Genomic DNA, 23,199 nt, shown 5'->3' on the forward strand with positions numbered 1-23,199 from the left:
GCGCTCTCGGCTGGACTTTTGTGCGAAACACACCAGTTTTCTCTCCTGAGACGGCCTTTTCGGCTCTCTCAGCTGCATTTAGCTACTTTTCACACCCTGAAACGGCTTTTTCGGCGCTCTCGGCGGACTTTTGTGCGAAACACACCCATTTTCTCTCCTGAGACGGCCTTTTCGGCTCTCTCGGCGGCATTTAGCTACTTTTCACACCCTGAGGCGGCTTTTTAGGCCCTCTCGGCCGACTTCTGTGCTATACACACCCATTTTCTCTCCCGAGACGGCCCTTTCAGCGCTCCCAAACCAAAATCCCCCTCATCTGAAATCAGACAAGGGGGATTTTTGCGCTCACTCATGCTTCGCCATATAACCTACCCCTGGGTAGGTGACAATGAGCTCGATGCCCTCGGCAGCGCTTTTGATCTTCTGCCGGATGCGGGCGATGGTAACGCGCAGGTACTCGACTTCATCGCGGTACTCGCTTCCCCAAACCTCGCTGAGCAGCTGCTCGTGGGTCATGACTTTCCCTGCATGCTGCACAAGCAGCGCAAACAAATTATACTCGGTCTCCGTGAACTTGACCTCGGTGTCGCCCAGCCAGATGCGGCGCTGGGCGAGGTTCGCCGTCACCGGGCCGAGCGTAATCTCGCTCGTAGTGACGGAGGGCGCCATGCGGCCATCCATGCGGCGCAGCACGGCGTTCACCCGGGCAAAAAGCTCGTCCAATGAGAACGGCTTCGTCAAATAGTCGTCAGCTCCAAGGTTGAGCCCCTGCACTTTATCGGCTCCGTTGCTCCTCGCGGTCAGCATAATGACCGGCACGCTGGAGTAGGAGCGCAGCCTTTTTAGCACATCGAATCCGTCCATGCCCGGCATCATCAGATCAAGGAGAATCAAGTCCGGATCGAACTCCTCCGCCTTCTGGAGCGCCTCCGCCCCGCTCTGGCAGGTCAAGGTTTCAAAATCCAAGGATTTGAGATTCGCGGCGACGAAACGCACGATTTTCGGCTCGTCATCGACGATCATGATTTTTTTCTTGTTCATTTCCGTTTTCCTCCCCTAAGTACCTCGGTATGAAGAGGGTAAACGTGCTTCCCTCGCCGAGCCTGCTTTCCACGTGAATCTCTCCCCCGTGCGCCTGCATAATTCCTTTGCATATCGCCAGGCCCAGCCCTGTGCCTCCGGTTTGACGGCTTGATGAGACATCCACCCGGTAGAACCGGTCAAATAATTTGTCCACATGCTCCGCGGCGATGCCGATGCCATTATCCTGCACGTCCAGTTTCACGTAACGCTCGTTGGCATAAGCTGCAATCCGAATAATGGGATGCCGCGTATTATAGCGGACAGCATTCGTGAACAAGTTCACGAGCACCTGCTCCATCCGCAGTTTATCGGCATAAATCAGCGGCGTATCCTCCGCCACTAGCACCTCGAATTGGGTATGCCCATCATTTGCTTGCTGCGGAAGTCTTCGCATGGCGCTCTGGACGACGGCTTCCACACGCAGCGGCTGCGGGTTGATCCGCATCGCGCCGGAATCGATTTTGGAAATATCGAGCCAGTCGTCAATCAGATCCTGAATGCGGCCGATATCCTCGTGAATCCCCTCCAGCAGCTCCCGCTTAAAGCTTTCTTCCCACTGCGCATCGACGCGCAGGAGCGTTTCGACGCTGCCGCGAATGCCGGTGATGGGCGTTTTGAACTCATGGGAGGCCAGTGAGATCAGATCATTTTTTAAAGCGTCGATTTCATGCTCCTTCGTCATATCGCGCCAGACGTAGCCGCGGCCAAAAACCCGCCCTTCTCTGGCCACCTGGAAAGCCGATACCATCATAAAGCGCTCTTTGCCTTGGCCGGTTTTCACGGTAAATGCGCCTTGCACTCTCGGCTCCGCTGTCAGCTTCTCCAGCTTTTCCAGTTCATCCTGACGTTCAGGAAGCAGCAGCGCAATGCGGTCAAACAAGGCAGCTTCCTGCATAATAGCCAGTTCAGACATCGGAATAGCGAAAATCTCCGCCATCCGGTGATTGGCATACACAACATGATGCTCCATATCGATCAAAACGACGGCGTCGGACATGCTCTCCAGCACCGCGTTCAAAGTCGCATGCTCGTCCTGCAGCCGCTGGGTTCTCTCCTCGACGCGATCCTCCAGCTCGCTGTTCAACTGCAGCAGGGCGTCTTGATTCTCTTTGATCTGCTCCGCCATCTTGAAAAAATGGTCCGCCAGCAATTGCAGCTCCAGCGGCGCCCCTTTTGGAACGACCCCGCTGTCCGGCTCTACGAAAGTGCCTCCAGCCAGCCGCTGCGTGTATCCGACTAGGGCGTGAATGGTTCCGTTCAATCTTTTGGCCAAAAAACTGCCGAGCAGTACCGTCAAAAAGAGCGTCACTACTAATAGCAAAATGGTAATGCTCAGCGATTCGGTGAAAGCGGCATTGACTGCTGCTTTGGACTTGCTCACCCATACAATCCAATCGATTTCGGGAATGACCTTGTAGGTGATGAGCTCTTTTTGAGCAGAGTTGCTTAGCACATAGGTCCCTTCGCCCTGACGCTGAGCCCGTGCATCTGCAACGACAGGCTCCTTCGATAAATCCGCCAACGATTCGGTCAACGTCCCGTTCGGATGATAAACAGGCTTGCCCGCATGATCCAGCACCACAGGATACGCTTCTTTCCCGTAGTCGTATTTCGTTACGAGCTCCTTGATCGGCGCAAGCTCCAGAACGGCCAGTACGAAGCCATCCCACTGCTTATTCCCTTTATAGATCGGCACAGCAATAGCGACAGAAGGCAGATTCTGCCCCTCCGGTCCGCGAAAGAGCGAGGAAATGATGGTGTTTTGCGCGGCTTGCACCCGCTTGGTGTAATCCCGGTCCTTCACGTCGGCGCCTATCAGCGAATCATTCGCTGTGGTATGCGCGGCTTTGATGAAGCCATTGGGGTCGACAACATAAATACCTGTGAAGCCCGCCAAATTTTGCTGCAAGGATTGCAGCTTCAACTTCAAGCTCTCTGGCGTCCGAAAGGCCGCATCCGAGGCGGTAATCGTGGCTGCCAGCGTTTCGACGGCATTGCGGTGGTAGTACATATAATCCTGCACGGCATCGCCAAGCCGGTAAGTCGTCATCTGCTGATTCCGATTGGACTCCTGGGTAATATGCGTAATTTGGGAAACCTGAAAGGTGCCGAGAATCAGGATCGGAATCATCGCCATAATCGCGAAAGTGACCGTCAAATGCGATCGCATCGAATATTGCTTCAAAAGCGTTCCTCCGCTCTGCGTTGATGCTTTTATTTTATCACTAGCAAAAATGTAATGAAAATGAAATATGATTTTCATCTGCTTTTAATGAACTAGGCCTATAATAAGTCTCAACCCCCCTTTAAAATATATAGACTTAAGACTCACAGCCCGTTGCTGTGGGTCTCTTTTTTTGCCTCGGAAAGACTTGGATCCCTGATCTACCCTTGCTATAATGTATAGAAACTAAACAAAAAGGGCGGCTATCCTATGGACAACGATCTCATCATCACATATAAATTTCGCGAAATTAAGAATGCCCTCTCTTCTTATTTGACGCAGGTGCTTCCCCCTTTTCACATTTCTCCGGTCATGATGTATGCCTTGGAATTTCTTCGCAAGCATCCGGACTGCATCGCCGTGGATATTGCGAACGAATTCGGTCTGACCCGCGGAGCGATTACCCAGCTGCTGGATAAGCTCGAAGAGCAGGAGCTTGTTATTCGCAAGCCTCATCCGACCAGCCGCAGAAGCCTTCTGATTCAATTAACGGACAAAGGAAATACGCTCATAAACGACATCCTGCAGGCGTATAATAACAAAATCGAACAGCTCTTCACGCCCTATAACGAAGAGGAGCTTGCGCAGCTTAAGCAGCTTCTGGAGAAACTGCCGCTATAATTCAAAGATCCCGACCGGTTTGCGTTGGGATTTTTTTAATGACTTGACTATTTGGTTAATTCCTTATACTGTATAGATATTAAACAGTTTATAACATTAACATTTGGAGTGGTGAAAGATGAGTAAAATTATCGCAATTACTGGCGCTTCCTCCGGCATCGGCTTGGCTACCGCCCTGAAATTTGCCGAGTCAGGATGGACGGTTTACGCCGGAACACGCAATGTGGAGCGTGACCGGGAGCTGCATGCGCACCATGCAAATCTTCATTTTATGGAAATGGAAGTAACAAGCCCTGAGTCGCTGGAAAAGGCTTTTGCCGCAATCGACAGCAGCCACGGCCGCCTCGATGTTCTGTTCTGCAATGCCGGCTTTGGCTTCCTAAGAGCTTTAGGCCAAGCAACGATGGATGAGATTCATAACGTTTTCGATACGAATGTGTATGGGGTTATGCATACGATCCGGGCGGGACTGCCGCTTTTACGCAAGTCGGATGCCGGGCATTTGGTTGCGACAACCAGTGTCGGAGGCTTGGTCGGGCAGCCCTTCAATGAAATCTACTGTGCGGCAAAATTCGCCGTGGAAGGCTTGTTGGAAAGCCTGGCCACCTACTACAAGCCAACGTTCAATATCGATGTCACGCTGCTTGAGCCCGGAGCGATCGCAACTAATTTTAACCAAACCGTCCTATCACATGTACAAAAAACCGGAGGCATCCTGGAGGATGAATATAAACCGATCATCACCCAGTATTTAGACGCCTTCTCCAAGCGAAATTCCGTGCCCCAAACGTCGGAGTCAGTCGCTGAAGTCATGATGAAGCTCATGGATATGGACCCCAAACCGCTCCGTATCCGTACGTCGGAATCCGCGGAAGCGTTTGTGCAATACAAAGTAAGTCAGGACCCTACCGGTCTGGAAGGTATGCTGAACACACGTAAGCTTCACTTGAATTTATAAGTAGGACCGGCCCCGAATCCAGCGTTGGATTGACGGGCAGGTCTTTTTTTGTGCTGTGTAAAATCTTTCTTGCATAAACTAATGTTATTAGTTATTATACTATTATAGTTAGCTTACGAAAACGGAGGATGTTATCTTATGATGAATGTACTGCAAGCTGCCAACCTGGGCATACGGTTTCTGTTGGAGCTCTGCCTCCTTGCTTCCCTGGGCTACTGGGGTTTTCACGGTGATAAAAGCATGCTGCTCAAAATTGTTCTGGGCATTGGCACACCGCTTGCTGCCGCGGTCATTTGGGGCCTGTTTCTGTCTCCCAAAGCTTCCATTCCCATGGCTCAGCCCTTGCCCTTTATCCTTGAGCTCGCCGTCTTCGCCATCGCCATCATCGCCCTTTACTCAGCCGGCAAGACTTCTCTTGCTGTTGCATTTGCGTTGATTTATATCGTTAATCGCACGCTTCTCTACCTCTGGCATCAATAGATGCGCCCTGGCCTTATTGAAAAAAGGACCCTCTTCATCCGTTCCCCGGATAAAGGCAGGTCCTTTTCTTTTTTACAAGTGAGCAAAAAGCTGGCCGTCTTTGACCACAACGTCATAGCCGATTAGGCTTTTTGTCGGCACGTTGAGGCAAGCTCCCGAGTGCAAATCAAAGGTCCAGCCGTGCATCGGGCACACGAACTCCCCTTTTTCAGCCTCCACAATCGCGCCGGCATGCGGGCATCTGCTTGAAACGAGCCGGTACGCAGCCCCGTCCTCCGCTTGAATTAGCCAATACAAATTCTTCTCGAATACGATTTCTGCGGGCAGCTTAGTGAAGCTTTCCTCCAGCCCTAACAGAACTTCTTTCATGTTGACACCCCCTGTTCCCTTATGTTCCAGCATACAGTGTACTACATTTTCGCCATTTCATTTAGGTGCCCCGGTTTTCATTGGACGAATTCCAATCGGATTCTTTTACACATAATTTCCCACAATGTTGCGATAAGATGTCCATATTCTTGGGGTAAAGTTAAGTTGTAAGGGAGAGACACTCACCTACATAACCTAAATTGAGAGGAGTTTTCTAAAATGAAAACACAATGGAAACGTCGCGCAAGTCAAGCTAGTCTGCTAGCTTTCATGGTTACAATGGCATTCGGAGCTGTCGGAGGCGCTTCTGCGGCTGACGCTACGTCATCAGAGGCCAAACCAACAATCGCGGTAACATCAGCCGCGCCGGTGACGGCAGTCAGTGCGGTTCAACTGCGCACAAGCTCAGGTCTCCTGCTGCAGCCTGCTCATGAGCGGAACTACTTGAAACTGCTGGTCAGCACCTATGCTCCTGAGAGCTTGAACGAATGGAAGCAAGCCTTAGAGGATCGCAAGCAAGCCGAGAACGAGATGCCGAAGCCTGCTTTTACCACGAGAACGTTGATTAAAGGCACAGTTGCTGTTCCGCCAGTCTCACCAAGCGGTTCCGAAACAAAATCGTTCAATCTTGAGTCTGCTCCCGCTCTACCTGCTGGAGAAGGAACTCAAGGGGTCCCAGGCAAAGAACTACGGACAATGACCATTATCAAAGATGATGCGACGGCTACAGCCACCATCCAAGCACTTCCACTTGAGGCAGCTATCTCTGGTGATATAATGAAAGCGGAGCCGTCCGAAGCATCCAAACGCCAGCAAAAGCTTGCGGAAGCCGTTGAAGCCGACGATGCATCCGCAATTCAAAGCTTGCTGCCTGAGCTGCTTGCCGACTACAAAAAGGAAACAGAATCGCTGCGCACTATCGCGAAAACAATGAAAGAACACGCGGCCAAAGCCGACGATCAAAAAGCAATGGAAAAAGTAGAAGAAGCCAAATAGTTCATATAGATAAAAGAAATCTGCACTTTCCGGTGGACCGAACGCATATTCTGCGAACGGGTCCGCCTTTTCCCTATCGCCATGCAGAAAGAAGGAGAAGCATTCATGTATCGCATCTATTTAGTGGAAGACGAAGAGCATCTTAGGGGCGTGCTTGCCGCCTATTTGGAGAAAGAGGGGTGGCAAGTGCGTTCGTTCGCTGACGGGACCTCGGCAAGATCCGCCATATCCGAGCGGCCGGACTTGTGGGTCCTCGATATTATGCTGCCGGGTGTTGACGGCTATCAATTAATGCGCGAAATTAAGGCGGATCAGCCGGCCCAGCCCGTGATTTTCATATCGGCGCGGGACGCGGATATCGACCGGATCATTGGCCTTGAGCTGGGCAGCGACGACTACTTGGCCAAGCCGTTTCTGCCTCGCGAGCTCGTCATTCGTACGCGCAAGCTGCTGGAACGGGTCTACGCCGTACATGCCTCCGGCATGGCGTCCGCACTGCTTGAGCGCCGTACGAAGCTGAATATAGCTCCGTATTTGATCGATGAACAGGCTCGTACGGTGACGACAGAGGATGGAAGCAAAGTGGAGCTTACCTCCAAGGAGTTTGAGCTGCTGCTTTACCTGGTGAGCCATCACGGACAAGTGTTGGAGCGTGAACAAGTGCTCCGGGCTGTCTGGGGGATCGACTATTTCGGGACAGATCGGGTTGTTGATGATTTGGTACGAAGACTTCGCCGCAAGCTGCCGGAGCTGCGTTTAGAAACCGTATATGGATACGGATATAGGATGGTGAAATCATGAGTCTGCGATTAGGACAATGGCCGCTCGCCGTGAAGCTTTGGGGAGCATTCGCAGCGTTAACGCTGCTCATTTTTACACTGCTTGCCGTTCTGCTGCCTTGGACACTGAAGGGATTTTTTACGGAGCAGCTGTACGATATTTTGCTTGATACACAGAGCGGACTTCATATGGAAGCAACTACAATGGCAGCACCGACCATCTCCCTGACGACAAAAGCGGGAACAGCGATACAAACGGCTCCAACCACAGATATCAGGACGGATGTAAAGCCGTTAGTTCCTGCCGCTTCGTCAACGCTTTATGTTTCCAAAGTGGAAGCATTATCAGATGTCGAGAGAACCGAGACCAGCAGCGCAATGCCCGTTATTCCCTTGGAAGCCTCCATCGCAACCCGGGTGATGGCTCCCTTCACAGCAACTCTGAGCGCTCCGGCCATCCGGCATTTTACGATTAGCGGAACCCAAGAGGCTCAGACGCTTAGTCAAGCTGTTACAAGCGGCGAGCCCTTCATGCAAGCCATGGAGCAGGATGCATTCGCCCAAAAGCTGCCCGTTGCCAAGTACACAACCAGCATTGATAACAAAAGTATTTTCTATGTAATTCGCAAAGAAACCGTTCAAGGTCAGCCCAGTTTCATCGTCTCCTACGCTTGGGGAAATTACCGCAACGACCTGGTTATGACCATGTTCGGAAGACTCATGCTGATGATGGTCGGACTCATTGTGATTTCCTGGCTGCCTTGCCTGATCATCGCCCGTTACTTCACGCGTCCTCTTGTTCAGATGGAGCGCCACGTCGGGCGCATGGCTGAACGCGATTGGCATGAACCGATCGAAACAAAACGCAAGGATGAGGTCGGGCGTCTGGCCAAAGCGATTGAAGCGATGCGGGAGCGTCTTGTGCGCCAGGATCGGGCGCAGCAATTTTTCCTGCAGCACACTTCTCACGAGCTGAAAACTCCGGTTATGGTCATCCGCAGCTATGCGCAGTCCATTCTTGACGGTGTTTTCCCGAAAGGAACGTTGAGCGAGAGTTTAGGTGTAATTTTGAAGGAAGGCGAGCGCCTCGAAAAGCGGATTCGCGATCTGCTGCTGCTCAATAAGCTGAATTATGTCACGGCGAGAGAGAAGCCTTTCCGTTCTTTTGAGATGACTGCGGTCATCGAAGATGTCGTTGAGCGGCTGCGCTATCGCCGGCCTGACATCAAATGGGACATGGAGCTCTCCCCTGCCACCTTGCATGGCGATCCTGATCAATGGAAAATTGCCTTGGAAAATATGCTCGACAACCAGCTGCGCTATGCCCAAAGCGGCATTCGCATTATCGCCACGGCGGTATCCGGCAGCGGGGACAAGGATGCTGCGGCCGGCTTCTCGCAGCTTCAGATTAGCAACGATGGGCCGCCCTTGGATCAGGCCATCGCGGACAGCCTCTTCGAGCCCTTCCGCTCGGGCGGCGACGGCCAGTTCGGGCTCGGTCTTGCCATCGTGAAGCAGATCATGGATCATCACGGGATGAACGTGCGTGCCGCGAACGAGCCGGGCGGGGTTTCGTTCTATATTGAGCGCGGAGAGGCGCACACGGACGGTAAACTTAAGACGCCGAAGGTTTCTTGAGGGGGATTGTAGGGTTCTTATGCTTCTGTGAGTAAAATAAAGGGAGAAACTAAACTCCCTCTAAATGGAGAGCAGAAGCTTGTCAGCTCCAATAAGCAGGAAAAACTCCCACTATTTGCACCGATTTCATGAGAATTCACGAAATCCGGTCAAATTAACGGGAGTTTTTCCATATATTTCCTCTTAAGGATCATCATCCGAGCCATTTAGAGGGAGATTTTCCATCTATTTATGGGACAGTCCTTGACCGTACAGCTCTCTCCGTTTCACCTACATTAAGCCGCTACCCTTCTCTGGCTGCGACCCATCGCCCACAGGGTGAGCCAAATCAGGATGAAGCCGGCAAGCTGGCCTAAGGTCAGCTTTTGCCCGAAGACAAGCCAGTTCATGAAGACGCCAACCGCCGGGAAAGCGAGTTCCGCGAGCGTTGCGAAGAACGCCTTGGTCGAGGACAACCCCTTATAATACAAGAGCATAGAGAGCAGGCCCGGGAAAAACGCCTGGAACAGCAAGTTCACCGCGATAAGCGTCAGTCCGCCTCCCGTTCCGGTCACGTGCCAGACATCGCCGCTCGCCAGAAGCACCACGGTCAGCAAGGGAATGGCCAGCAGGAAGCGCAGCGATGTTACGACGGGGAAATCCAACTTTTTCTGCAGCAGGAACTTGCCCATGACCGTCGAGCCGCCCCATAGGACCGCAGCCAATATGGAGAACAGGCAGCTGACGGTGCCTAAATCCTTGAGGCCCATTTCCGGCGATGAGAAGCCGAAGGTCAGCAGGTACGTGCCAAGAAGCGCCACGACAATGTACGCGAAAAATTTGGATGGCAGCGTCTCTTTGAGCATCAGCCGGGCCAAAATGATCGCAAATAAAGGCTGCAATTTCTGCAGCAGCAGGATCGCGTTTGCATTGCCGTGCGCGAACGCGGCCGTGAACAAAATGGTGGCGATCGCCGATCCACCCCATGAGATGAACAGCAACGCGCCAATGACCGCAAGCGTCAGCTTGCCGGCTAAGGTCTTGCGGTACTTCACCAGCACCGGCAGCGCATAACAAGCGAGAAGCAAATGCTCGATAAACACGATTTGCGCCGAGGTAAAGCTTTTCAACAACAAGATCCGAAAGAGCGGATCGAGCCCCCAGAGCGTAGCTCCAAGCGCCACATACCAAACCCCGCTGATCCCGCTCCAGCGCGTCGAAGTTACACTCGCACGCTTGGCTCCAAACTTAAATGCATTTTCCAATTCAAAAACCTCCTAAGGAATTTTGAATTGAACCCTCTGAAAAGAGACAATGCCCCCGCTAGTCGATCAGCAGGGGCATTGACAAACAGACCTGCCAAAAACATAAGTTTTTGACAAGCTGTCATTCACCTTCTCCCATCCGGACTTTAACCGTCGGCCTTGGAATTCCACCAAGTCAGTCCCGGCCTGACAGGCCGGGAGTCGCGGGCTTGAGATACATACGCACGTATCCTCACCGCCGGTAGGGGATTTCACCCTGCCCCGAAGGTTCAATTTCTATTGAAGTGTATCTTATCATGTTACAGTTTGACTGGCAATACCTTTTTCCGCCTGAAACCGATAGCAATTTGAAAAATGTACTGCCGCCTACTGCCGTCTACACCGTTTTCCGTCGCTGCATCAACTGTTTCAAACTGACCAAATTCGCGCAAACCGTTCCTGTAATAACGATAACCACACCCGCAGCCGTTACCCAAGTGATAGTCTCTCCATAAAAGACAACCCCGACGGCCAAGGCAATCAGCGGAGATATATACAGCCAAGTTGCCGGGAAGACCGGATTTGTTTTAGCTACCAACCAATAGAACAGACTGTGTCCCACCATCGAGCCGATCACGATTAAATACAGCAAGGAGCCGGCCGCTTTTGGAGAGAATAGGCTTTGGACGTTCACCTGTTCTGTGAAAAATGACAGAATCAACAGCAGCAAGCCGCCGCAAATCATCTGGGCTGCATTCAGCGCGATTGGCGATGCCTCAGAGAATTGCTGAATGACGCGTTTGGAGTACAGGGCGCCGCAGCAATAGCACAGCTCACCGATCAAAATCGCCGCGCAGCCGATCACCCAAACGATATTCCCGGATACAGCAAGCTGCGGAAGCAGCAGAACAACGATGCCTGCGAAGCCGAGGATGCAGCCGAATACGGAGAGCGCCGTCGTTTTCAGCCGCAGCACGAAGGTTTGCAGCATGAGGATCATAATCGGCCCTGTAGCCGATAGAACGGCGGCTATCCCGGATGATACATATTGCTCGGCCCAGTACAAGGTGGAGAACGTTCCGAACGTCAAGCCGATCCCTGTAAGCAGCATTTCTTTGCGGAATAGCAAGGATAACGAAGCTTTTTTCTTCCACATCAACCAACCGAACAAAAGCAGGCCCGCTATGAAAAATCTCAAACCCGCCGAGAAGAAAGGCGGCGCAGAAGCGTCTACCCCTACCTTAATCGCCAAAAACGTCGTGCCAAAAATAAGACATACAAGCAAATAATTAAAAATAATCATGACTGTTCCCCCTCTTGGTATGTATCATACAAGGTAAAGGACAGAACAGATGCATTATGGCAGAACAGATTTCCATTGATTGCTTTATAATAGCGTAAGAAAGGAGCGAATATGATGAAGCCTACAAGGTCATCCGGCGGAACACAAGCTAACCTGCTATTCAGACAGGCTTATGAGTATATCGTTACCCGCATGGATCGCGGCGAGTGGCAAGCACATGACAAGCTCCCCTCCATCCGGCTTCTCGCCCAAGAGCTTCAGGTACACAGGCTGACTGTTTTTCGGGCTTACCAACTGCTGAAACAAAATGAGAGAGCCTACGTGAAGGAGAAATCCGGCTACTACGTAAGTCCCTGCAAATCGGAGGAACAAGCTCTTCATGAGCATGGGGAAAGCCCTCGTTCGCTCCCTGCGTCCGGCACTTTACGAAACGCGTTGTCAGAAATTCAACAGATCCCTGTCGAATATCAATTTTCGCAAGCTTTGATCGATCCTAACTTGCTGCCGAACCTTTTTCTGTCCGAACATGTGAAGAAGGTTTTCGACATCTATCCGAAGCTCATGGGCACTTACTCCAGCGCCCAAGGGGATGAAGAACTTCGGGAATACTTGTGCCGTTACATGGTCCGGCATCATCATCTCCGGCTGACGATCAGCGATATTCTGATTACGACGGGCGGCCAGCAGGCGATTGACCTGCTGGCAAGAATCTATATCCGGCCGATGGATCCGGTCTTGGTTGAGCGGCCGACGTATAGTGCTGCGCTCGATATTTTCCGCCAGCACGGGGCGCGGCTTATTCCTGTCGAGATCACCCCGGAAGGCTATGACTTGGCGGTTGTCGAGAAGCTTATGCAGAAGCACAAGCCGCGAATATTTTATATGAATCCTACGTTTCATAACCCGACAGGGTTTACCGTCCCCGCGGCGCAGCGCAAGCTGCTGGTTGAACTGGCGGAACGGTACCGCTGCTTGCTGATTGAAGATGATGCGATCCACGAGATGTACTTGAATCAACCGCCACCTCAGCCGATGTTGACTTACGATACCGAAGGCTGGGTCGTCTATCTCCGCAGCTTCAGTAAATACATCGCGCCCGGACTGCGCATTTGCGCCGTCATGGGGGGACCGTCCGTCATCAAGCCGCTCATTACGGCCAAATCCTTGGCAGACAACGGCACACCGCTGGTTAACCAAAAAATGTTCCTGCATTACTTTGAATCCGCCCGGATGCAGCAGCATTTGGAGAAGCTGCGCATCGCCCTGCAAATCAGAAAAGAAATCGTCGAAGAGGAATTAGCCTCCACCGGATGGCATTGGATCAGCCCCCAAGGCGGCTTCAATCTATGGCTCCGGCTCCCAGACTATATTCCGGTCGACCGGCTTTTGGAGGAATGCCTCCGGCACTCCGTCTCCTTCGTTCCGGGCGTGATATGCGACCCGCTCAAGGAAATGCAGTCATGGATCCGTTTGAGCTATTCCTTCGTGAATGAGGAGCATTTGCGGGATGGCGTTAGGCGGCTTGTGGAGATAGCCAGGCGTTACGGACCGCAGCCCCAATAAAAAAACCGCCAGGACATACATCCTGAAGCGGTTTTTCATTTATTTATTGAGCTGTATAGCCGCCGTCGACGAGAAGGCTCGTCCCTGTAATAAAGGAAGCCTCATCGCTGGCAAGAAAGAGAACGGCTTTCGCTACTTCCTCCGGCTTGCCAAGCCGGCCCATCGGATGCAAGCTGACCAGATGCTCCGTGATCGCTTCATCTCTCCCCTTAATCAGCGGGGTGTCGATATATCCGGGACATATGGCATTGACGCGGATGCCTTCTTTGGCATACGTGATCCCGAGGCTTTGCGTTAGCAGCTTAACGCCCCCTTTGGCGGAAGCATAGGCGGTTACGCCGCTTTTGCCAACGTGGCTGTGAATCGATCCGCAGTTCACAATCGCCCCGCCGGTGCCCTGCGCCAGCATTTGTTCGATGGCATATTTGTCACAGAGAAAGACGCCGTTTAAATTGATGTCGATCGTCTTTTGCCACTGTTCGAGGGAAAGCTTATGAGCCGGCGCATCGTTAGCAATTCCGGCATTCGCGAATAAAATGTCCAGCTTGCCATACGTTTGAACCGTCGACGCGATCATAGCTTGTACGTCCGCTTCTTTGGTAACGTCTGTTTTTACAAACAAAGTATCCTTCCCTTGCCCGTTCAACTCCTGGGAAACAGCCGCGCCGCGGTCAGAGAAATCGGCAATAACAACCTTCGCGCCTTCCTCCGCAAATAAGCGCACGGACTCTTCTCCAATCCCGCTTGCACCGCCGGTTACGACAACGACTTTATTTTGAAATCGCATATAAGCACCTTCCTTATCTCATAATAAATAGCAGGCGTGTCCCCTTAACGTGCGATATTTCATTTCTTTTTAAACTGACCTGCCATACACGCTTATCGATTGTCTTGGTGACAATATAAGTATAACGCCGCTTTGTATAACATTAAATTAAGGGTTTATTAGGGCTTGTTAAAAATAAATGAAGGAATATGCCCGGATGAATGTCGATCAATTGCGTTATATCATCGAGGTAGCCAAGGTGCATTCCATATCGGCCGCCTCCCAGAATATGCATGTCACCCTCCCCACCATCAGCCAGTCCATCTCTCATCTGGAAGCGGAGCTTGGCGTCAAGCTTTTCACTCGTTCCAGAAACGGCACGGTGCCTACGCCCGAAGGCCTGCATCTAATCCGAATCGCCTCCGAGATTATGGATAAAATCAACGAGCTGAAAGAAGAAGCACAAAGCTATACCCATTCGCTTAGCGGCGAATTACGGCTGGCAACCATTCCAGGGCCAATGTCCTTGCTAGTCAAAACAATCGCTGCCTTCAAAAAAGATTATCCAAACATCCAAGTCGAGATTTCCGAACAAAGCTCGCAAGACATCCTGAACGATATTCATCATTATAAAATCGATCTGGGCCTCATCATTCTGTACGAGGACCTGCAGCCTAGTATAGGCGAACTACACTTCGCTAAAGTGATCGAAGCAAAACTGCAATGCTGCGTCAGCCAGAATAGCGCGTTAGCCTTGCGCGATTCCATCACCCCCGAAGACCTCCGGCGTTACCCGCTCGTCCTTTATAAAGAAGACTATATTCAATGGTTCGTAGATCACCTGGCATCACGATACGGTCCTTTTAATGTCATGTTTACATCCAATAATCAAGAAGCGATCAAAGGCGCACTACGCGAGGAGCTCGCCCTTACACTCGGACTGGACTATACCTTTAACCATGCCGACAGCCTTTTGTACAAAGAATTCAAACTGCTCGCCATCGATACTCCCAGCAATTCATTCGTTGGGCTGGGCTGGGTGCAGCACCCCAACAAGAGCGGTTCCAAGATCGTGAAACATTTTATCCGTCGATTAAGAATGCAGTTTGAAAGCTGAAAAAAAGAGGCCGTTCCAGTCGGGTCAGGAAAGACCTTCCGGGACAGCCTCTTCGTATTAAGCTTTAACCTTCGCTTTAATTTCTTCAAGCGGTTTATGATTGCCGTATTTCGGATACTCACGGGTAGATGGAGCAGCCCACTGAACCGCATTGGAAATCACGCGGCGGATTTGCTCGTTGTAGTACGTACGGTATGTCTCATGACCTGGGCGGAAGTAGAAAATCTTTCCGTTGCCGCGATTGAACGTACAACCGCTGCGGAATACTTCGCCGCCTTCGAACCAGGAAACCATGATCAGCTCATCCGGCTGCGGGATATCGAAGTGCTCGCCGTACATTTCCTCAGCTTCAAGGTCGATGTACTCCCCAATGCCTTCCACGATCGGATGGCCGGGCGCAACAACCCAGAGGCGTTCTTTTTCGTCGGCTTCACGCCATTTGAGGTCACAGGATGTGCCCATCAGCTTCTTGAACACTTTGGAGAAGTGGCCGGAATGCAGCACGATCAGCCCCATGCCCTGCCATACGCGCTTTTGAACGCGATCGACGATTTCGTCCTGTACTTCGTCGTGCGCTTTATGTCCCCACCAAATCAGAACATCGGTGTTATTCAAAACTTCTTCCGTCAAACCGTGCTCAGCATCATCGAGCGTCGCATACGTGACTTCAACATTGCCGGTAATGCCCTCACCTATGGCTGTGTGAATCCCGTCCGGATAGGCGGCGCGCACGATTTCACTTTCTTTTTCATGACGATACTCGTTCCAAACTGTAACTCTTAGCTTCTGACTCATCTTCTTATTCCCTCCAAGATAGCGTATTCATTCATACTGTTGAGTATAGTCCGTCCCTGCCCGGAAGGAAAGACAAGATTGTGCCTATTTATTATTCAATAGTGTCATTTGTTTGTAAACAATGCTATACTTTTCTTGATAAACCTTGCCTTCTAACGATGATTTACATATTCAAAAATGTCCTTCCCCATAGAGAGGTAGACGAATCCATGGAACCTTTACACAGCTCTTTCACTGACATTGTGAATGAAGAAGTCATTTATCAGAATCCGCTTCTCTTTCTAAAAATATGGGAGTTAAGCTCCGATTCTGCCCTATTCGGTCCTCCTGTCCCCTGGCGCTGGCATTCGCACCGGCAGGTTGAATTCCTTGTCGTCACAGAAGGCTTGCTCGCCATTCAAACCAAGCACGAACATACGGTGTTATCCGCTGGAGATGTAATGGTTTTAGGTTCTTCTCAGCCCCACCGGACATATAAATACTCCGCAGATTCCTTGCGTCAAATCGTTTTCCAAATCGATCTCAAGCAGCATTTTGACCTGAGTACGATGCCTTACCTGCACACCTTCTCGGAGCTGACTTACCCGCTCGATCAATTTAATGAGCTGTTTCGGAGCAATCCGGCTGTGCAGCAGACCGCCTATAATCTTATTCTCCAGATTTACGAGGAGTCGCTCTCCCGTCAGATTGGCTATGAACTGGCGATTAGCGCGGCGATCAAAAACCTTCTGCTCCTGCTGCTGCGCAATGACAACCGCGATCTGTCTGCGCATGCCGAGGATTCAGGCATAGCCCGCTTGCGCCCGGCGCTCGATTATATCGACGAGCATCTCAGCGAACGGATAACGGTGGAGGACGTCTGCTCTCTGCTTAATTTGAGCTATCATTACTTTATTAAGTATTTCAAAAAAGCGATGGGGATATCCTTCGTGGATTACGTGAATTACAAGCGGATCAAAAAAGCCGAGCGGCTTCTGCTCACCGGCGACCTCAGCATGATGGAGGTGAGCTTTGAGGTCGGCATCCTTAATATGGCTCAGTTCTACAAGCTGTTTAAGCGGCATAATCAATGCTCGCCCAAAGAGTTCAAACAACGCATGCGCAGTCAAGCGGGGGGCGCCCCCCTGCTGGCGCAAGCGGATTAACCGTCAGCCCGGCAAGAACCCCTGCTGGCTGACAAACACACGCTCCTGCGGGAAATGCCGCAGGAGCTGTTCGTGTACGCGCTTGTACGCATCCGGACTGTACCAGTCCGAAAGCTCCAGCGCGTCATAGATTGCGCGCACGCCGATGCGGGCCGTGCGCCTGCCTCCACTGCCATCGCCCATGAAGTAATCGTCGATGCACACCCGCTCCACGATGCCCGCCAGCTCCTCGGCGAATTGCTCCGAGCTCGGCAGCGCCGGCGCTATCGTGGCCTGCACGGGAATGCCGCGGGCGGCCAGCTCGCGGAGCGCTTGCAGCCGCGCCGGTATCGGCGGCGCGGACGGGGTGAAAGCCCGGCGGACCTCCTCGCGGTCCGTCTCCACGGTCATGCTGACTCGCACGCGGTCGCCGAGCAGCTGAAGCAGATCCGCGTCCCGCTTCACCAGCGGGCTGCGGGTCTGCACAAACAAGAAGTCCGGCGGCTGCACGGACATCACCTCCAGGAGCGAGCGGGTGATCCGCTCCTTATACTCGCTCGGCTGGTACGGGTCCGTCGCCGAGGACATGAAGATCGTGACCGGGCCTTGGCGCTTCGCCTTGGCCAGTTCTTTCTCCAGAAGGGCGGCGGCATTCTCCTTCACGTCGACCCAAGAGCCCCAAGCCTCGCTGCGGAACAGCGCCACCGGCATCTGTCTCACGTAACAGTACGAGCACGCAAAAGCGCAGCCGGTGTAAGGATTCAGCGTATGCGAATACCCCTCCAGGAAGCCGCTGGCTTTGGTGAGCAGCTGCTTCGCTGATTTATGATTCACCTCAATCTGCATGCGTGTCCCCTCCGTTCCGTTTCCCGCGCTCTCACAGGCCCGCTTTCTCCAAACCGAGCAGCTTCTCCTTATTCGGCAATCCACCGCGATAGCCGGTCAAAGCACCATTCTTCCCAACGACGCGATGGCAGGGCACCACGATGAGGACCGGATTAGCGCCAATTGCTGTGCCGACAGCTCGAACGGCGCTTGTTTTATCCAGCTTCCGGGCGATCTGTGAATAGCTCACTGTTTCGCCATGCGGAATTTCGTGCAGCGCATGCCATACGTTTTGTTGAAACGCTGTGCCGCGCAAATCCAAAGGCAGCGTAAAGGTCTTGCGCAAGCCGCGAAGATACTCTTCGAGCTGCTGCACATAAGGCGCTAACATCGCCTTATCCTCTGTCCACCTGTAATCGGGGAAATACTTTTGCGCCCAATTGGTCAGTTCGGACCACGCTTCTTCGCGGGCCTCCCCCTGCCCGGCATCCCCTTTCAAATATTGCAGATAGATAAGGCCTTGGTCCGTTGCCGCGATCAAAAAGTCGCTATCCAACAAACGGGCAACTCCCCAATAAATGGGTTTGACAGCTAGCGTTGCTCCTTGTGTTTGCATCATGGAACCCTCCTCGGTTATGGTTAGATGGTGGAACTTTGACGGTACTCCGATGGAGTGAAACCCGTCTTTTTCTGAAACAACGTGGCAAAATGAGCGGCATTCGCAATGCCCACCTGCGCACCTACGGCATGGACAGGCATATCCGTTTCTATTAACAGCCGCTTCGCGGCTTCGATGCGTACCTGTTGAAGGTACGTGAGCGGCGTCACGCCCTTGATCCGTTTGAAAGTTCTTTGCAAATGATATACGCTGGCATAAAACTGCTCAGCCAGAACCGAGAGCGTCAGCGGCTCGGCATAACATTCATCGATATGTTTGGCTATGAGCTCGATCCACTCTTCATCCGGGAGCCGGATGCCGTCCGGCCTGCATCTTTTGCAGGGACGGAAATTCTCCGCAGCCGCTTCCTGCCGCTCTCTAAAGATCCGCACATGTTCCCGCTTCGGCAGCCTCGATTTGCAGGAAGGTCTGCAGAAGATGCCGGTTGTCGTGACCGCATAATAAAACGTCCCATCATAAGCGGCATCATTCGCCACAATGGCTTGCCAATATCTGTCCTGCATGACGATTGCTCCTCTCAGCTCAGCGCCGTTTCTCTACTAGCTCAGTATACCCAAACGGGCCTCCTCTTGTAAGGGAGGCGGGATGAGAAAGCAAGATTACGAAAGCCGCTTTCCGCGATAATAGAAGAAATTCCGAAATTCCATCAACCGATTACAGGAGAACCGACTATGCCCTCTTTTGACCCTTCGCTTCTAAAATGGCACGAGGAGACAAGCTCTCTTACGCTGCCACTGCCCGAACCTTTTCGTTATGAGCAAAATCTTGGCTATCTGACGCGTTCCACCAACGAGTGTCTATTCCATGTGGATAACTCCGATATTTATAAGCTGCTTCTCATTGGGGATAACCGCGTGCTCATCGCTGTCAACAGTGAGGATAACTTGGATCTGCGCATTCGCATCCTGTCCGCGGAGGCCGCGATCTCTCCGGCCCTTTTTGAAAATATCGCCCATTATGTGTGGGAATGGTTTGATCTCGGTACGGACCTTGCGCCGTTCTACGAGCTTGCCGGGCACGATCCTTTGCTGCGCCAAGTCACTCAAGACTTTAACGGACTGCGCTTGCTGGGCATTCCCGATCTTTTCGAGGCGATGAGCTGGGGCATTATCGGACAGCAGATCAATCTGACTTTTGCCTATACGCTCAAAAGACGTCTTGTCGAAGCCTTCGGCACGCGGTTGGACCTGCACGGACGAACATATTGGGCGTTCCCGTCGCCTGAGCGGATTGCCGGACTTTCAACGGAGGCTTTGACTGCCTTGCAATTCACGGGTAAAAAGGCCGAGTACTTGATCGGCGTTGCCCGGATGATGGCGGAGGGGCGGCTCGTCAAGGAAGAGCTGCTGCTGGGCAGCGATTTTGCTGCAATTGAAAAAGAACTGCTGAGTATCCGCGGCATCGGTCCCTGGACAGCCAATTATGTGCTCATGCGCTGCTTGCGCAACGCTGCCGCTTTCCCGATCGCGGACGTTGGCTTGCACAACGCGCTGAAGCATGTGCTTGGCTTGGAAGAGAAGCCGTCTCTTCCCCACATTCGCCAGCTTGCCGAGGGCTGGAAAGGCTGGGAAGCCTATGCTACTTTTTATTTATGGCGTGTCCTCTACTAGCGCATATGAAGGAGCGAATTCACCATGAAGTTTCTAGGGTTAATCGAACATTTATTTGCTCAATACGGGTACTTGGTCCTGCTGCTCGGCCTGCCTTTGGACGTTATCGCGCTGCCGATCCCTCCCGGTAATACGACCATGACCTATACGGGATATTTATCGTATAAAGGCGTGCTGAAGTGGCTGCCGGCGATGGCTGCGGCCTGGGTAGGGTCGACGATCGGCATGACGATCACGTATTGGATCGGATATAAGCTGGGGACGCCGATTATCGAGCGTTTTGGGAAGTATCTGTTTCTGAAGCCCGGCCATTTGGAGAAGACACGGAACTATTACGAAAAGTATGGCAATAAATTGCTGCTTTTCAGCTTTTTCTTGCCCGGCATCCGGCAGTTTATTTTCTACTTTGTTGGGATCATTCGCATTCCATACCGCATTTTTGCGGTTTATGCTTTCACGGGCTCAGCCTTATGGGTCGTCGTCTTTTTTGGAATCGGCTACTTATTCGGCGATCAGTGGCATGCGATGTTCATGTGGGTGGAGCAGTTTTTGATTTATGTCATGGTCGGCTTATGCGCTCTGCTGGCGGGGGTCCTTTTGTTTAAGTGGCGGAACCGCTGGAAAACGGGGATTTGATGACGCGAAAATGGCATGACCAAGTCAAGGTCGTCTAATAAGGACGTTTTACCCTATCATACAAAAAGGTTGCTCCTTCGGTCTCAGAGATCGAAAGAAGCAACCTTTATTTCGTTACTGCGGTGCTGCCGTTGGCGCCGGCGCTGGCGGATGGCCCGGTTTTCCGTTGGACTTAAAGCCGCCATGCTCCGGTTTCATCGGCGGCACGCCGCCTTTGCGTTCAACAAAGCTTTTCAGCTCATCGGTTAAATGATCCTTCAGCTTGGCGATCAGCTGGTCCTCGGTGATGCCTTTATCTTGGGCGATCTCGGCCAGAGATTTGCCCGATTTGCGCTGTGCGTTCAGCTCGGTTTCCGTGATCCCGAGGATCGAAGCGATTTCAGCGGAATTGCCGAACAGGCCGCCAGGCATCATGCCTCCGCGCGGTCCCGGTGCCGGGGCGCCTTTGAAATCCATCGTATGCGGTTTGGACTCGACGATTTTCTTCAAACGATCCGCGAGCGTCGATTTCATCTTGTCGGCTTGCTCCTGTTTGATTTTCCCAGCGGCGAGCGCGTCGTCAATTTTCTTCGTCTCGGCTTCGGTTAATTTGGCCAGGAGCTCATCTTCCGTTAGATTGGCTTTGTCCTGAGCAATTTGTACGATCGTTTTGCCTTGCTTAATCTCATCTTTCCATACAGACTGCTCGATGCCTAGAACGGCGGCGAAATCGATGGGGCTGCCTTGGGCAAATCCAAAACCGCCTTTGGCCGGTCCGTGTCCCTGATTCTTTTGACCGCGGAAATCTCTATGCTGGTTATCCTTGAATTTATCCTTCTGAGGTGCAGGCGCCCCTGTACTTGTTTCATCTGCGAATACTTGGTTATGCTGCAGCACAAGGCCACCGCTAATGAGCAATCCTGCCGCAAGCGTACCGACCAGCATTTTCTTGTGAATAAGCTTCATCCTGTAACTCCACCTTTTTCATGAAATGGTCTATTTGGCTTCAGTATACAGGGGAATTGTGAAAAAAATTTGAAGCTGTCCGCCATTCAGCAAGAAAGTTTACGCCGGCTTCCTGCCCTTCGTCATTCCTGTGAAACATAGAATTGCCCCAATCTCCATCAAAACAATAATGATGCCTAACGGAACTGCGGTGTGGCTGCCGCCAAGACCAACAAACGGAGCAATGACGCCCCCGATGATAAAAGAAAGCAGGCCAAGCAGCGCTGCTGCGCTCCCCGCCGTTTTCCCCTGACTCTGCAGCGCGAGTGAGGAAGTGGCGACAGAGACGGGCCCCACGCTGGAAACAATGAAGAAAAACGCAACCAGAATTGCTGGAAGCCCCGCCCCGGTGAGAACGGCAATGAGCAGCAGCAGGCCGCCAAAAGCAGCCATGGCCAGCCCCCCGGCCAGCAAACGATGGTCGCTCACTTTGCCTGCGAGCCTGCCCGTCACTTGACCGGCAATGATGACGCCTAGTCCGTTCACCGCGAAGCACACGCTGAACATTTGCGGGGAAACGCCGTAAATCTCCTGCAGCACAAACGGCGAGCCGGAAATGTAGGCGAACATGCCGGCAAAGACAAGTCCCTGCGTCAGCGCGTAGCCCATGAACATCCGGTCAGTGAGAAGACCGCGGAACGTTCGCAGGGTGTTGGTGAGGCCGCCCTTCGAGCGGCGTTCAGGCGGATGCGTCTCTTTTAGCCCCCATGCGGCGGCAACAAGCATGACCGCTCCGATAACGCCAAGCACAAGGAACACCCCGCGCCATGAAGTGAACTGCAGAATCTGCCCCCCTGCGATCGGCGCAAGAATAGGCGCGGCCCCGTTGACTAGCATGAGCATCGCAAAAAACTTCGTCAGCTCCACACCTTCATACATATCCCGGACAATCGCCCGGGAAATCACGATCCCCGCCGCTCCTGCCAAGCCTTGAAGGAACCGCAGACCGAGCAAGACCCCGATAGATGGCGCGAACATGCATAGAACGGACGAGACCGCGTATACGATGAGTCCGATCAGCAGCGGCGTTCGTCTTCCGCGCACGTCGCTCGCCGCCCCGGCTATGAGCTGGCCGATCGACATGCCAAGCATGCAGGCGGTCAGGCTCATTTGGGCCAGCGAGGTGCTGGTGTTGAGATCGCCGGCCAAATCAGGCAGCGCCGGCAAGTACATATCCAGCGAGAGCGGCCCGAAGGACGCCAGTGAACCGAGCACGAGCACCATCCACAGGCGGCTGCTGCGCCCGGTGGAGAGACCGGCTTGGGAAGTCATTTGGTTGGACATTTTAATCACAAACTTTCCTTTAGTAGTTAATTTAAGCTACCATTGTGCTTGGATTTTGTCTAGTGACTAGCTAAGGAGAAAAGCCCCTTCGACGAAGGAGCTTTTCAGTGAATCCATGAAGTTATTCAGCATCTTACTTAGACAA

General features: G+C 52.4%; 23 protein-coding genes and 1 riboswitch. Of the genes, 11 read left to right on the top strand and 12 right to left on the bottom strand.

Features of this window, described 5'->3' with window-relative positions; translation table 11 throughout:
- Nucleotides 1–342: 342 nt before the first annotated feature.
- A complete protein-coding gene (locus AC3WRW_RS10870) occupies nucleotides 343–1,038 on the bottom strand; it encodes a response regulator transcription factor (RefSeq protein ID WP_492546334.1) in 696 nt (231 codons plus the stop codon).
- Complete coding sequence (locus AC3WRW_RS10875) at nucleotides 1,007–3,265, bottom strand: sensor histidine kinase (RefSeq protein WP_492546335.1); 2,259 nt, start codon at nucleotides 3,263–3,265, stop codon at nucleotides 1,007–1,009. The genes AC3WRW_RS10870 and AC3WRW_RS10875 overlap by 32 nt, the downstream gene beginning before the upstream one ends.
- A gap of 249 nt (nucleotides 3,266–3,514) precedes the next feature.
- Between AC3WRW_RS10875 and AC3WRW_RS10880 the strand changes: the two genes are divergently transcribed.
- From AC3WRW_RS10880 to AC3WRW_RS10890, 3 genes are all read left to right on the top strand, one after another.
- On the top strand, nucleotides 3,515–3,925 hold the full coding sequence (locus tag AC3WRW_RS10880) for a MarR family winged helix-turn-helix transcriptional regulator (RefSeq protein WP_492546336.1): 411 nt from the start codon (nucleotides 3,515–3,517) through the stop codon (nucleotides 3,923–3,925).
- A 118-nt stretch (nucleotides 3,926–4,043) separates the two neighbouring features.
- Nucleotides 4,044–4,883, top strand: coding sequence for an SDR family oxidoreductase (locus AC3WRW_RS10885; protein ID WP_492546337.1), 840 nt, complete (start codon nucleotides 4,044–4,046; stop codon nucleotides 4,881–4,883).
- A gap of 138 nt (nucleotides 4,884–5,021) precedes the next feature.
- A complete protein-coding gene (locus tag AC3WRW_RS10890; RefSeq protein WP_492546338.1) occupies nucleotides 5,022–5,363 on the top strand; it encodes a YrdB family protein in 342 nt (113 codons plus the stop codon).
- Between the two features lie 72 nt (nucleotides 5,364–5,435).
- On the opposite strand, the gene AC3WRW_RS10895 is transcribed toward AC3WRW_RS10890, so the two are convergent.
- Nucleotides 5,436–5,732 carry a Rieske (2Fe-2S) protein gene (locus AC3WRW_RS10895; protein WP_492546339.1) on the bottom strand — a complete coding sequence of 99 codons (297 nt, stop codon included), beginning with the start codon at nucleotides 5,730–5,732 and terminating at the stop codon, nucleotides 5,436–5,438.
- Nucleotides 5,733–5,951: 219 nt separating this feature from the next.
- Between AC3WRW_RS10895 and AC3WRW_RS10900 the strand changes: the two genes are divergently transcribed.
- The 3 genes from AC3WRW_RS10900 to AC3WRW_RS10910 all read left to right on the top strand — a co-directional run bounded on the left by AC3WRW_RS10900 (nucleotide 5,952) and on the right by AC3WRW_RS10910 (nucleotide 9,145).
- On the top strand, nucleotides 5,952–6,728 hold the full coding sequence (locus AC3WRW_RS10900) for a hypothetical protein (RefSeq protein WP_492546340.1): 777 nt from the start codon (nucleotides 5,952–5,954) through the stop codon (nucleotides 6,726–6,728).
- A 105-nt stretch (nucleotides 6,729–6,833) separates the two neighbouring features.
- Nucleotides 6,834–7,529, top strand: a complete 696-nt coding sequence (locus tag AC3WRW_RS10905) for a response regulator transcription factor (protein ID WP_492546341.1) — start codon at nucleotides 6,834–6,836, stop codon at nucleotides 7,527–7,529.
- Entirely contained in the window at nucleotides 7,526–9,145 is a 1,620-nt protein-coding gene (locus tag AC3WRW_RS10910; RefSeq protein WP_492546342.1) for a sensor histidine kinase, read from the top strand. Before AC3WRW_RS10905 ends, AC3WRW_RS10910 begins: the two co-directional genes overlap by 4 nt.
- Nucleotides 9,146–9,420: 275 nt before the next feature.
- On the opposite strand, the gene AC3WRW_RS10915 is transcribed toward AC3WRW_RS10910, so the two are convergent.
- Nucleotides 9,421–10,326, bottom strand: coding sequence for a DMT family transporter (locus AC3WRW_RS10915; RefSeq protein WP_492546409.1), 906 nt, complete (start codon nucleotides 10,324–10,326; stop codon nucleotides 9,421–9,423).
- A 186-nt stretch (nucleotides 10,327–10,512) separates the two neighbouring features.
- Nucleotides 10,513–10,662: riboswitch (FMN riboswitch) on the bottom strand.
- 103 nt (nucleotides 10,663–10,765) lie between these two features.
- Nucleotides 10,766–11,671 (bottom strand): DMT family transporter, encoded by a 906-nt coding sequence (locus AC3WRW_RS10920; RefSeq protein WP_492546343.1) that lies wholly within the window; start codon nucleotides 11,669–11,671, stop codon nucleotides 10,766–10,768.
- 114 nt (nucleotides 11,672–11,785) lie between these two features.
- On the opposite strand from AC3WRW_RS10920, the gene AC3WRW_RS10925 reads away from it, so the two are divergent.
- The gene (locus AC3WRW_RS10925) at nucleotides 11,786–13,234 is read left to right on the top strand and encodes an aminotransferase-like domain-containing protein (RefSeq protein ID WP_492546344.1); all 1,449 of its coding nucleotides are present in this window, start codon (nucleotides 11,786–11,788) and stop codon (nucleotides 13,232–13,234) included.
- 43 nt (nucleotides 13,235–13,277) lie between these two features.
- On the opposite strand, the gene AC3WRW_RS10930 is transcribed toward AC3WRW_RS10925, so the two are convergent.
- Entirely contained in the window at nucleotides 13,278–14,021 is a 744-nt protein-coding gene (locus AC3WRW_RS10930; RefSeq protein ID WP_492546345.1) for an SDR family NAD(P)-dependent oxidoreductase, read from the bottom strand.
- A 178-nt stretch (nucleotides 14,022–14,199) separates the two neighbouring features.
- On the opposite strand from AC3WRW_RS10930, the gene AC3WRW_RS10935 reads away from it, so the two are divergent.
- Nucleotides 14,200–15,117 carry a LysR family transcriptional regulator gene (locus AC3WRW_RS10935; protein ID WP_492546346.1) on the top strand — a complete coding sequence of 306 codons (918 nt, stop codon included), beginning with the start codon at nucleotides 14,200–14,202 and terminating at the stop codon, nucleotides 15,115–15,117.
- 57 nt (nucleotides 15,118–15,174) lie between these two features.
- Here AC3WRW_RS10935 and AC3WRW_RS10940 read toward each other — a convergent pair whose 3' ends face one another.
- Nucleotides 15,175–15,912: a ThuA domain-containing protein gene (locus tag AC3WRW_RS10940; RefSeq protein ID WP_492546347.1), complete on the bottom strand. Its 738-nt coding sequence runs from the start codon at nucleotides 15,910–15,912 to the stop codon at nucleotides 15,175–15,177.
- Between the two features lie 209 nt (nucleotides 15,913–16,121).
- Between AC3WRW_RS10940 and AC3WRW_RS10945 the strand changes: the two genes are divergently transcribed.
- Nucleotides 16,122–17,057, top strand: coding sequence for a helix-turn-helix domain-containing protein (locus tag AC3WRW_RS10945; RefSeq protein ID WP_492546348.1), 936 nt, complete (start codon nucleotides 16,122–16,124; stop codon nucleotides 17,055–17,057).
- A gap of 3 nt (nucleotides 17,058–17,060) precedes the next feature.
- Here AC3WRW_RS10945 and AC3WRW_RS10950 read toward each other — a convergent pair whose 3' ends face one another.
- Genes AC3WRW_RS10950 through AC3WRW_RS10960 form a run of 3 tightly spaced genes read right to left on the bottom strand, consistent with a single transcriptional unit; the run spans nucleotide 17,061 to nucleotide 19,043 of the window.
- Nucleotides 17,061–17,882, bottom strand: a complete 822-nt coding sequence (locus AC3WRW_RS10950) for an SPL family radical SAM protein (RefSeq protein WP_492546349.1) — start codon at nucleotides 17,880–17,882, stop codon at nucleotides 17,061–17,063.
- A 31-nt stretch (nucleotides 17,883–17,913) separates the two neighbouring features.
- On the bottom strand, nucleotides 17,914–18,480 hold the full coding sequence (locus AC3WRW_RS10955; RefSeq protein ID WP_492546350.1) for a methylated-DNA--[protein]-cysteine S-methyltransferase: 567 nt from the start codon (nucleotides 18,478–18,480) through the stop codon (nucleotides 17,914–17,916).
- Nucleotides 18,481–18,500: 20 nt separating this feature from the next.
- Nucleotides 18,501–19,043: a bifunctional transcriptional activator/DNA repair enzyme AdaA gene (locus AC3WRW_RS10960; RefSeq protein ID WP_492546351.1), complete on the bottom strand. Its 543-nt coding sequence runs from the start codon at nucleotides 19,041–19,043 to the stop codon at nucleotides 18,501–18,503.
- A 168-nt stretch (nucleotides 19,044–19,211) separates the two neighbouring features.
- Here AC3WRW_RS10960 and AC3WRW_RS10965 point away from each other — a divergent pair, with 168 nt between their 5' ends.
- Both AC3WRW_RS10965 and AC3WRW_RS10970 read left to right on the top strand, forming a co-directional pair.
- On the top strand, nucleotides 19,212–20,150 hold the full coding sequence (locus tag AC3WRW_RS10965; protein WP_492546352.1) for a DNA-3-methyladenine glycosylase family protein: 939 nt from the start codon (nucleotides 19,212–19,214) through the stop codon (nucleotides 20,148–20,150).
- Nucleotides 20,151–20,174: 24 nt separating this feature from the next.
- Nucleotides 20,175–20,786: a DedA family protein gene (locus tag AC3WRW_RS10970; RefSeq protein WP_492546353.1), complete on the top strand. Its 612-nt coding sequence runs from the start codon at nucleotides 20,175–20,177 to the stop codon at nucleotides 20,784–20,786.
- A 114-nt stretch (nucleotides 20,787–20,900) separates the two neighbouring features.
- On the opposite strand, the gene AC3WRW_RS10975 is transcribed toward AC3WRW_RS10970, so the two are convergent.
- Nucleotides 20,901–21,731 (bottom strand): hypothetical protein, encoded by an 831-nt coding sequence (locus tag AC3WRW_RS10975; RefSeq protein WP_492546354.1) that lies wholly within the window; start codon nucleotides 21,729–21,731, stop codon nucleotides 20,901–20,903.
- A 99-nt stretch (nucleotides 21,732–21,830) separates the two neighbouring features.
- Nucleotides 21,831–23,054, bottom strand: a complete 1,224-nt coding sequence (locus AC3WRW_RS10980) for a multidrug effflux MFS transporter (RefSeq protein WP_492546355.1) — start codon at nucleotides 23,052–23,054, stop codon at nucleotides 21,831–21,833.
- Nucleotides 23,055–23,199: the final 145 nt, after the last annotated feature.

It is taken from the genome of Paenibacillus sp. FW126-R14 (assembly GCF_058789495.1).

Bases quoted from the DNA above. Each gene is read 5' to 3' on its own strand.
- AC3WRW_RS10950 (WP_492546349.1), bottom strand. From the start codon at position 17,882: ATGCAGATTGAGGTGAATCATAAATCAGCGAAGCAGCTGCTCACCAAA.
- AC3WRW_RS10975 (WP_492546354.1), bottom strand. From the start codon at position 21,731: ATGAAGCTTATTCACAAGAAAATGCTGGTCGGTACGCTTGCGGCAGGA.
- AC3WRW_RS10885 (WP_492546337.1), top strand. From the start codon at position 4,044: ATGAGTAAAATTATCGCAATTACTGGCGCTTCCTCCGGCATCGGCTTG.
- AC3WRW_RS10940 (WP_492546347.1), bottom strand. From the start codon at position 15,912: ATGAGTCAGAAGCTAAGAGTTACAGTTTGGAACGAGTATCGTCATGAA.
- AC3WRW_RS10945 (WP_492546348.1), top strand. From the start codon at position 16,122: ATGGAACCTTTACACAGCTCTTTCACTGACATTGTGAATGAAGAAGTC.
- AC3WRW_RS10960 (WP_492546351.1), bottom strand. From the start codon at position 19,043: ATGCAGGACAGATATTGGCAAGCCATTGTGGCGAATGATGCCGCTTAT.
- AC3WRW_RS10905 (WP_492546341.1), top strand. From the start codon at position 6,834: ATGTATCGCATCTATTTAGTGGAAGACGAAGAGCATCTTAGGGGCGTG.
- AC3WRW_RS10920 (WP_492546343.1), bottom strand. From the start codon at position 11,671: ATGATTATTTTTAATTATTTGCTTGTATGTCTTATTTTTGGCACGACG.
- AC3WRW_RS10880 (WP_492546336.1), top strand. From the start codon at position 3,515: ATGGACAACGATCTCATCATCACATATAAATTTCGCGAAATTAAGAAT.
- AC3WRW_RS10980 (WP_492546355.1), bottom strand. From the start codon at position 23,054: ATGTCCAACCAAATGACTTCCCAAGCCGGTCTCTCCACCGGGCGCAGC.
- AC3WRW_RS10930 (WP_492546345.1), bottom strand. From the start codon at position 14,021: ATGCGATTTCAAAATAAAGTCGTTGTCGTAACCGGCGGTGCAAGCGGG.
- AC3WRW_RS10970 (WP_492546353.1), top strand. From the start codon at position 20,175: ATGAAGTTTCTAGGGTTAATCGAACATTTATTTGCTCAATACGGGTAC.
- AC3WRW_RS10900 (WP_492546340.1), top strand. From the start codon at position 5,952: ATGAAAACACAATGGAAACGTCGCGCAAGTCAAGCTAGTCTGCTAGCT.
- AC3WRW_RS10925 (WP_492546344.1), top strand. From the start codon at position 11,786: ATGAAGCCTACAAGGTCATCCGGCGGAACACAAGCTAACCTGCTATTC.
- AC3WRW_RS10890 (WP_492546338.1), top strand. From the start codon at position 5,022: ATGATGAATGTACTGCAAGCTGCCAACCTGGGCATACGGTTTCTGTTG.
- AC3WRW_RS10870 (WP_492546334.1), bottom strand. From the start codon at position 1,038: ATGAACAAGAAAAAAATCATGATCGTCGATGACGAGCCGAAAATCGTG.
- AC3WRW_RS10955 (WP_492546350.1), bottom strand. From the start codon at position 18,480: ATGATGCAAACACAAGGAGCAACGCTAGCTGTCAAACCCATTTATTGG.
- AC3WRW_RS10910 (WP_492546342.1), top strand. From the start codon at position 7,526: ATGAGTCTGCGATTAGGACAATGGCCGCTCGCCGTGAAGCTTTGGGGA.
- AC3WRW_RS10895 (WP_492546339.1), bottom strand. From the start codon at position 5,732: ATGAAAGAAGTTCTGTTAGGGCTGGAGGAAAGCTTCACTAAGCTGCCC.
- AC3WRW_RS10935 (WP_492546346.1), top strand. From the start codon at position 14,200: ATGAAGGAATATGCCCGGATGAATGTCGATCAATTGCGTTATATCATC.
- AC3WRW_RS10965 (WP_492546352.1), top strand. From the start codon at position 19,212: ATGCCCTCTTTTGACCCTTCGCTTCTAAAATGGCACGAGGAGACAAGC.